1 pseudogene is annotated in these 204 nt (G+C 44.6%); it reads left to right on the top strand.

What is annotated here, in order from left to right:
- Nucleotides 1–204 (top strand): annotated as a pseudogene (locus A0125_RS15275) (arginine--tRNA ligase); the annotation flags it as partial.

The following is a 204-nucleotide window of genomic DNA, read 5'->3' as shown; positions in this document are numbered from 1 at the left end:
CTAAAAAAACGTTTATTATTCGATCCAAACGAGTCGGTCGATTTTCAAGGTCATACTGGTCCGTTTATTCAATATACCCACGCGCGTATCAAATCGGCACAAACGGATAAGGCGATTAAAGCAGGTTTTGCAGCGTTGAAAGAAGGTACGGAGTACGATAGCTTGTATATGTCGGCACGATCTCGTTCGGAATCCGACTGGCTC

This window comes from Sphingobacterium populi (assembly GCF_001586775.1).
GTDB classification, from domain to species: Bacteria; Bacteroidota; Bacteroidia; order Sphingobacteriales; family Sphingobacteriaceae; genus Sphingobacterium; species Sphingobacterium populi.
This window is presented reverse-complemented; position numbering and strand designations above follow the sequence as displayed.